This is a genomic window from Treponema sp. (assembly GCF_052169735.1).
In the GTDB taxonomy this organism is placed as follows: Bacteria; Spirochaetota; Spirochaetia; order Treponematales; family Treponemataceae; genus Treponema.
Map to the genome: position 1 here is coordinate 1 of NZ_JBQNBW010000081.1, position 8205 is coordinate 8205.

Sequence of the window (8205 nt, forward strand, 5' to 3'; positions counted from 1 at the left end):
CTTCAATGCCTCGATTTTAAAGTTCTCATCGTACCGTTTCATTGCCTTTCCTCCTTTCTTTTTCGGCAATTTTGGCACTGCACTTTTATTGTATCACTCCACCGATAGGCTTGCAGTTTTTAGAAAGATCCTTCAATATTCAAGACTGAGAACTCTTCTACCGATACTTATAGTATGACTTTTGCTCAGCTTTGTATTCTTATCAAGAATGTCATCATTTCACCTGAAGTGATTATTATTACAGTTCTTCTGATCTTATACCTTAATCTGGTTTTTTATGTTGTACGGTATCATAAACCGCAGCTGCCTTCACTCCAAAGCAGATTGCAGCAAAGTCTGAAAAAACCATCAGAACAGCCGAATCCTCAAGAAGCAGCTGCCTCCGCTTCATCCTAAGTATAGAAGTTACCAACAAGCAGGAATACAGAAGACTATTGCATATTTTCCGGCAATTACAACATATCATCTGTTTTCACATACTCGAAACACATATCCGGCGGATACGACCTGAGCTGAAACGGCATAAGCAGCTTCATACGGCTTTTTATCTGGGATTGTTGGTGCATATTCAGAACGCCGGATAGTTTTCCCGTGAATCGCTAATATTTCATTTTCTACAATATTCTTGCCGAATGTCTTCCCTGCATATTCTATGAATACTTTTTCAAGCTGCTTTGCATCAATTCTTGCAGGCACTCACAGAATCGTGCCGCTAGTCGGTATACCATTGTCCAGTTTCAGATATTTTTTAAGAGTATTTACGCAGATTCGCAACGAAATGAAAACATGTATATGATATACAAGTTTGCACTTGGCAAACTCAGATCAAATAAAAGCGGTGTTATTTGTACAGCTTTTATTTGCCATTCCTTAAAATTAAACGGTTGAATAAAGTGTGAACTTTGAAAGTTATTCAATTCGTACGCAAAAAGCGCATACATATCAATAAGCGAGGTATTCATCGGCTGCATAAACACAGCCTGTACAGGCAATATCGGCAGGTTCATTCTGCGCTTGCACTATCTTAAAATACTGTCCGGCAACCGGTTGTATCTTTTGTACAATACCATCGGGACAATATACTGAAATCGGCACCCGTAGAGGCTGATCTGCAGTTTGTCCACCAGCTGTATAGGCAAGCAGATCACAGATACGGGTTAAAAAGGCTATCCGCTCATCAAGTTCAAGGATGAACCGGGAATAAAACCCAAGAATTCCCAATTCATTGCCGGAAAGGGAGCTCTTCTCAAGCTGCTGCAACAAGGTATCAAGCTGTGCATATGCCGTCTGCGCCTGCTCATAGCGGCTTTCAGAATATGTTCTCCCGTACACTTCCTGTAAAACCGTATGTAGAGCTTCAGCATTCTGATAGCGGTGGACAGCCTTTTGTGTACACAGCCGAAACGCAGCTTCAACCGCAGGGCAACAACCATCCAGCACATACATTTTAGAAGAATACAGCAACGGACATTTTTGTGTTGTCAAATACACCATCGTACTTTTAATAACATCACAAGCAGGATAATCACCGTGCTTAAAAATAAAAGCATCAACTCCGACAATCGGCACCGGCACTAACCCATATCCATAGATCAGCGCTTCATCGATAATCGGAGAATGTGCATTTGAGTATGCAGAACCGAAAACACCGACAATATTATCATCAGCCTGCATACGCAGGGTTGTATCGACATAAGCCTCTCTCCGCAAATCAGGCACATACGCAAGTATTTCATGCAGCGGAGCATTTTTAAAGTCAAATTCCATACAAGTACAGCTCCTTGAAAAAATATAAGCTCTCAAGCAGCCCAACAATGAAAAAATAAAACATCAGAGGCTGCAAAAACAATAGACAATACTGTCTTTAAACAAAAAGATAGATATTTTTTGTATCGATTGCTCTATTACGAATATGATTAATCCTAACCCCTTGTAGCAGTTGATCAACAATACTTGATTCAAATACAGCATACTTTGTTCTTTTTCTCATTTTCTAAATATAGAGTATAAACTAGTTCCCGAAAAAGTACAAATACACATTGACATGAAGACATACCGATAAGAACCTCAAAAAGCCGATTTGCAATCTACTTTAACGGATATGATATACGTTTCTTACAGAACAAGCCGATAGGCTTGAGGTGTTTAGAAATGCCCGATTAGCTTCCCTTAAATGTTTTCTTTACAGCTCGTTTTATTGCAGGAAGGACGTGTACATTTCATATCGATTTATGCTACAATCACCTCTCGCCGACGGTTATCCTGACATTCCCATACACTGCAACGAGGTACGGTGAGGAAAACCCATACCCAATGCGGTTTATGCGTATTACCTTTCGCACGAATAGGCGGTTATAGCAAAAAGAGGACGCTTCTAAACAGCATACACGAGTTTAGAGATTCCCCTAAGAATAGACCTGTTCGATAACTATGTTTCCGAACAGGTTGACGAGTTCTAAATCGCACAAATAGCACAATGCGCGAACATCGCATTTCAAGGTAACCTGTTTTTAGAAACAAAAGTTTCCGAACAGGTTTAATATTACGAGGAAAAAATGGCAGCAAAAAATACCTATGATGAATCAAAAATAAAAACACTCAGTTCACTGGAGCATATCCGGCTGCGGACAGGTATGTACATCGGGCGGCTTGGAAATGGTACAAATCCCGATGACGGTATTTATATTCTCTTAAAAGAGGTGCTCGACAACTCTATCGACGAGTTTATCATGGGCAACGGAGACCGGATCGATGCCGTTTTACGAGACAATAAAGTAACCATCCGAGATTATGGACGCGGTATTCCGCTGGGTAAGATTGTAGAATGCGTGTCGGTGATTAACACGGGTGCAAAATACAATGATGAGGTTTTTCAGTTTTCGGTGGGACTGAACGGGGTTGGAACCAAGGCAGTCAATGCCCTCTCCGAATATTTCCGGGTAGTCTCCGTCCGTGATGGAAAGTACGCAGAAGCAGTCTTTGAGCGGGGAGTACTAGTACAAGAAACACAAGGAGATGCAAAAAAAGGGGTAAAAAACGGCACACTCGTCGAGTTTATCCCCGATGCGGAAATATTCGGAGAGTACACCTTCAATCTGGATTTTATCGAAAAACGGATGTGGAACTACGCCTATTTGAATGCCGGACTCACTCTTACCTTTAACGGAACGGCATATATGTCGGAAAACGGCTTACTCGATCTACTCGCCGCGGAAATTGGGGAAGAGGTTTTGTACCCCGTCGCTCACTTTAAAGAAGCAAAACTGGAATTCGCCTTTACCCATACCAATAACTACGGTGAAACCTATTTTTCCTTTGTCAATGGACAGTACACATCGGATGGCGGTACCCATCTTTCAGCCTTCAAAGAAGGGCTATTAAAAGGTATCAACGAATATTTCCGCAAAAACTATAAAAGCGAGGATGTCCGGGAAGGTACCTGTGCTGCGGTTGCAGTAAAGATACAAGCCCCCGTGTTTGAAAGTCAGACAAAGAATAAGCTGGGAAACACTGAGGTACGGACATGGATTGTCAACGGTACCAAGGCTGCCGTTGTGGAATGGCTGCAAAAAAACGCAGACGCGGCGCACAAACTGGAAGAAAAGATTATCGCAAACGAACGGCTCCGTACTGAACTCAACAGTGTTAAAAAAGAAGCAAAGGCTGCAGCAAAAAAGATTGCAATGAAAATCCCTAAACTGAAGGACTGTAAATTTCATCTGGGAGATAAGCAGTATGGAGATGAGTCTATGATTTTTATCACCGAAGGGGATTCAGCGTCCGGTTCTATGGTTTCAAGCCGGGATGTACTCACGCAGGCGCTCTTTTCTCTCCGCGGTAAGCCGGAAAATATGCACGGGAAAAAGCGGGCGGCAATCTACAAAAACGCGGAGCTGTACAATATGATGATGGCGCTCGGCATCGAAAACAGCCTTGAAAGCCTCCGCTATAATAAGATCATCATTGCAACCGATGCCGATAACGACGGCTTCCATATCAGAAACCTCTTGCTTACCTTTTTTCTCACCTATTTTGAAGAGCTGGTGCTGAATGGTCGTATCTTTATTTTAGAAACACCGCTGTTCCGGGTACGGACGAAAAAAGAAACCTGTTATTGCTATTCGGAAAAAGAACGGGATGCAGAAATGAAACGGCTCGGTACAGCTGCGGAGGTTACCCGTTTTAAGGGATTGGGAGAAATAAGCCCTGCAGAGTTCGGTCAGTTTATCGGTCAAGATATCCGCTTGTTGCCGGTAAGCATTCAGACGGTTAAAAAAATTCCTGCCATCCTTGAGTTTTACATGGGTAAAAACACCCCGGAACGGAAGGAATTTATTATGAAAAATCTCCTTGCAGAAGTTGACGCATAAATAAGTTGTGCTATGCCTTGAAAACTAACAGTCTCATCCGCGTTTTGTATTTTTGCTGTCCATTACCGTATTGCCTGCACTTTTGAAAAGGTCCTTTATAGATACATCATCAACAAATGCATAAGGATGTACAGTTTTAATGGGGCGGCGAAGTAGATATGCCGTATATTTACAAAAAATAAGAAATTTTTAGCCGAACTCCCCATCCACCCCCTATAATCCTCAGTATGAACTATCATATACCAGCCATTTTTACACGGAACATGGCACGGCAATACTACAGTCGGCTCATTTGCCCTCAACTTTGTTTACTCTGCGGTAAGCCGGATCGCTATGGTTTACCTGTTTGCCGTCATTGTATTGATACGGTGTTTATGCCGTATATCAATGCAGATTATTCTGAAGATATAGAAAAGATACAACGCTGTATGTATTGCGGTAAAATCCTTATTTCGGAACGTGAATACTGCACCCGTTGCAGACAGGCACTGGAGGGCAGTATGGCAAATGGAAAGAGCGGAGCTGCTCCTCAACAACCCGCGTGTACCCGTATCTATAGCTTATTTCCCTATATCGGTCTTGGGCAAAAATTAGTTCCTCTGTGGAAAAATAATGCTATCCGTACCTTTGCTCCGGTATTTGCTTCTATTATTTGGCAATTTCTCACTGCAAATCCTCAGCTTACACAGCTGCCGCTTGTTCCGGTTCCCCCGCGCCCTCAAAAATTACGGGAAAAAGGCTGGGATCAAGTTGAAGATATTGTCCGGGAATTGTCAGTATATCCGCAAACAAGAATCTGCCGCTGCTTAAAACGGCAAGACGGTACTCCGCAAAAAAAACTGTCTAAAACAGATCGAGCCGGCAATTTACAGGGAAAGATACACGCTGCGGTAGAACAGGTTCCGGAGCGAGTTCTCTTAATCGATGATGTAATGACTACCGGCGCTACACTCGAAGCTTGTGCCCGTGTATTAAAAAATGCCGGGTGCAAAGAAATAGTTGCACTCTGTCTTTTTTTTGATTGAAGGAAGCCTAAAGTCTCCGGCAGCCCCTTTATGCTTTTTTTATTTTGCCGATATTGATATACGGAGAATATACCATGAAAAAGCGGATTCCGATGGTGTTGCTATCCTGCATGCTGCTATGGAGTGCCGGATATACACAGACAGTCGGCTTTATTTGTATGTACAACGGAGATGCGCCTTCCGGTGCAGCAGATATTACCACGGTGCTCGAAACTGAAATCTTTGAGCAGTGTTTTGATCATGGCATCATTACAACCAGTGTTGAGCATATTGTTGGCAAGCCATCGTTGTATACTGATACGGCATCAGTGATTAAGTTGTTTGATTCCTCAGTTGATTACGTGGTTGCAGTGTATTGCGAGTACGGGCAGGGAAAAGAATCTCGTGAAAATAGCCAAAAACAGGGCTTGGAATGGAAAAAACTGCGATGGAAAATCCTTGATTTTTCTTTAAAAACAGTACTTTCCGAAGATGATATTGATCCGGCAGGGCTTGGAGATGCTGAATTAAAGCAAAAAGCGCGAAGTGCCGGAGCGCATATTGGTGCTGCCGTTTTGAAAAAGATATAATCTCGTTTATAGAACGAAAGCATAGAACCCGCATATCGGGTAGTTTAAAAATACTGCAGAGCGGTTTCATCTGCTCTGCAGGGTTTCCAAATCATACTGGAAAAGGGGATAGGAATGTTCAAAAAAACAATAACTATTACAATGCTCTGCATACTGAGTATTACATCGATATGGGCAGTATGGGAAGGAAATGCCTCTGCCGGATCAGCAGAGGAGTTTCCTTCCGGACTTTTTGCATCCAGTGATTTATTTCCAACGCATACGCTGATCGAAATAGTCAATTTAGAGCAAAATACGAAGTCCCGTGCTGTTATTGTTGGAAATACCGGTGCGGATGGTGTATTGATTAAGCTTTCACCTGATTTAGCCGCAGCTTTAGCAGTACGGCAGGGAATTACCGTACGGGTACGTATTTCTATCCCTCCGCTTGTTGCCGAAGAGGGAGCCGATCCCGTGCTGCTCACAAAAAATTCAGCGCCAAAGCAAGCCCCCATACCGATAAAAGAAGCGGTAACAGATAACCAAGAAACCGCAGTACTGTCAGCACAGGCTACAGCAGCAGAAGATTCAAAACAGTCTCCTGTTGAAAAATCCGCTTCGAATCCCGCTCCAACTGAAACATCGATAGCTATTGCTCCGGAATCTGAATCAGCAGAAGAAGCGGCAGCCCCCCAAGAGGTACCGCCTGTGATAGAGCCGGTTCAAGAGCATGTCGCTGCGGCTATTCCCTTCGAAGTAGCAGAGCCGCAAAAAGCAGAAACTGTAGTTCCCGAAGAAGCACCTCAGCCGATTGCTGAAGTGCAAGAGCCTACACCGCCTGCTGTAGAATATTCGGCACAGCCGGAAGCGATTGCTGAGGCTGCGGAACCCGTTGAACCTATATTTGAGGGAGAGAAAGAAGCACAGCAGCAGCTTGTTGCTATTCGCCCAATACAAGAATCATCAATAGAAGATTCTGCTGCATATACAAACCCGGTCGCGAATGTCCCTGAGATAGAAACTACACAGTATCAAGATGAAGATTCTGAACAGGATGCAGCAGTTCCTGAAGTCGCAATTCCTACAGAACCTGTTGTTTCCCCTCAATCTGAACCGGCTGTTGCAGAAGCGGCATCCCCGGAGCATCCCCCTGTAGATGATGAGCCTCCGCTCTATGATACTGATGATGGAATACCGGAAAAGCTCTATTTAGCCGATGAAGACGGAGAAGCTGCAGAACCGGCGTCAGAGGTTTTACCAATTGAACAGCCTGATGATCCCATCACGGATGAAACAGTCGCCAAACTTGCACCGATTGAAGAAGCAGATGATTCATCTGTAGCAGAAGCAGTCCCTATTGAAGCTGAGGAAGAAGTTCCGGAAGCAATAGCGGAAGTTTCTCCCATAGAAGCTGAAGAACCGCTGCCGGTTGTTGAAGAGCCTGCACCGCTCGCAGCAGTAGAGCCGGAACCTGCGGCTCCAACTGAAAACATTGCTGAAGTATCCCTCGCGGCAGTACCTGTTGAACAGCATCTGATGCTCGTCCCGGCAGAACCGAGAGCTCCACGGCAAGAAGATGTCCCCCCTCTTCCGTCTACAAAAGCTAAGCATCCGGCTGCACCGCAGAATGAAGCGTCCATGACAAAAACAGAGAAGTCTCCTGTCCGCCCGGCTGAAGACCTCTTTGTAACCGATGGATTAAAGAAAGATGCCTTCTATGTGCAGATAGCTCGGTTCACCGATATGCTCAATGTACAAAGTTTCGTACAACGATATGGGAAGCAGTATCCTATTTCTGTTGAAAAAAATGGAACCGGTACCGGGAGTTTTTATAAAGTGTATGTTGGTCCGCTGCAAAAAGATGAGCGAGGGGCTGCATTAGAGACTTTTCAACGACTCGGCTTTAAAGATGCCTTCTTAAAGAAAGCTCCCTAAATCTTTGCCGCTTAGCTTACCATACTCCGACGCAGAGCGTCGGAGTATTACCCTCCGCACAAATAAAAGAAAATGAGACCGGCGGGATTCGAACCCACCACCTACTGCTTAGAAGGCAGTTGCTCTATCCGAATGAGCTACGATCTCGTAAGCATTAAAATACAAATAGTCATCTTTTCAAAACAACCCTCATAAGGTTCTTTAAAAAGCAACTTTCATTATATACGATAAAAATCGAAAAAAGTCAAGATACCGGATAGTACTTTTCAGGGCTTGGTAAGTTGTAAAATAAAATGCCCCAAAAAAGGAGAAAAGAAACGGTTCACC

General features: G+C 43.7%; 7 protein-coding genes and 1 tRNA gene. 5 read left to right on the plus strand and 3 right to left on the minus strand.

Annotated features, from left to right (window positions below; translation table 11 throughout):
- Nucleotides 1-174 precede the first annotated feature (174 nt).
- On the plus strand, nucleotides 175-396 hold the full coding sequence (locus ACTTJ8_RS10740; RefSeq protein ID WP_442716810.1) for a hypothetical protein: 222 nt from the start codon (nucleotides 175-177) through the stop codon (nucleotides 394-396).
- Between the two features lie 66 nt (nucleotides 397-462).
- On the opposite strand, the gene ACTTJ8_RS10745 is transcribed toward ACTTJ8_RS10740, so the two are convergent.
- Nucleotides 463-696, minus strand: coding sequence for a hypothetical protein (locus ACTTJ8_RS10745; protein WP_442721178.1), 234 nt, complete (start codon nucleotides 694-696; stop codon nucleotides 463-465).
- 246 nt (nucleotides 697-942) lie between these two features.
- Nucleotides 943-1767: a hypothetical protein gene (locus ACTTJ8_RS10750; RefSeq protein ID WP_442721179.1), complete on the minus strand. Its 825-nt coding sequence runs from the start codon at nucleotides 1765-1767 to the stop codon at nucleotides 943-945.
- A gap of 788 nt (nucleotides 1768-2555) precedes the next feature.
- Between ACTTJ8_RS10750 and ACTTJ8_RS10755 the strand changes: the two genes are divergently transcribed.
- The 4 genes from ACTTJ8_RS10755 (at nucleotide 2556) to ACTTJ8_RS10770 (ending at nucleotide 7878) form a co-directional block, all read left to right on the plus strand.
- On the plus strand, nucleotides 2556-4370 hold the full coding sequence (locus ACTTJ8_RS10755; RefSeq protein ID WP_442721180.1) for a DNA topoisomerase IV subunit B: 1815 nt from the start codon (nucleotides 2556-2558) through the stop codon (nucleotides 4368-4370).
- Between the two features lie 227 nt (nucleotides 4371-4597).
- The gene (locus ACTTJ8_RS10760; RefSeq protein WP_442721181.1) at nucleotides 4598-5395 is read left to right on the plus strand and encodes a ComF family protein; all 798 of its coding nucleotides are present in this window, start codon (nucleotides 4598-4600) and stop codon (nucleotides 5393-5395) included.
- A 74-nt stretch (nucleotides 5396-5469) separates the two neighbouring features.
- Entirely contained in the window at nucleotides 5470-5964 is a 495-nt protein-coding gene (locus tag ACTTJ8_RS10765; RefSeq protein ID WP_442719545.1) for a hypothetical protein, read from the plus strand.
- 114 nt (nucleotides 5965-6078) lie between these two features.
- Complete coding sequence (locus ACTTJ8_RS10770; protein WP_442716815.1) at nucleotides 6079-7878, plus strand: SPOR domain-containing protein; 1800 nt, start codon at nucleotides 6079-6081, stop codon at nucleotides 7876-7878.
- A gap of 73 nt (nucleotides 7879-7951) precedes the next feature.
- Here the strand turns inward: ACTTJ8_RS10770 and ACTTJ8_RS10775 are convergent.
- A tRNA-Arg gene (locus ACTTJ8_RS10775) sits at nucleotides 7952-8025 on the minus strand.
- Between the last annotated feature and the right edge of the window lie 180 nt (nucleotides 8026-8205).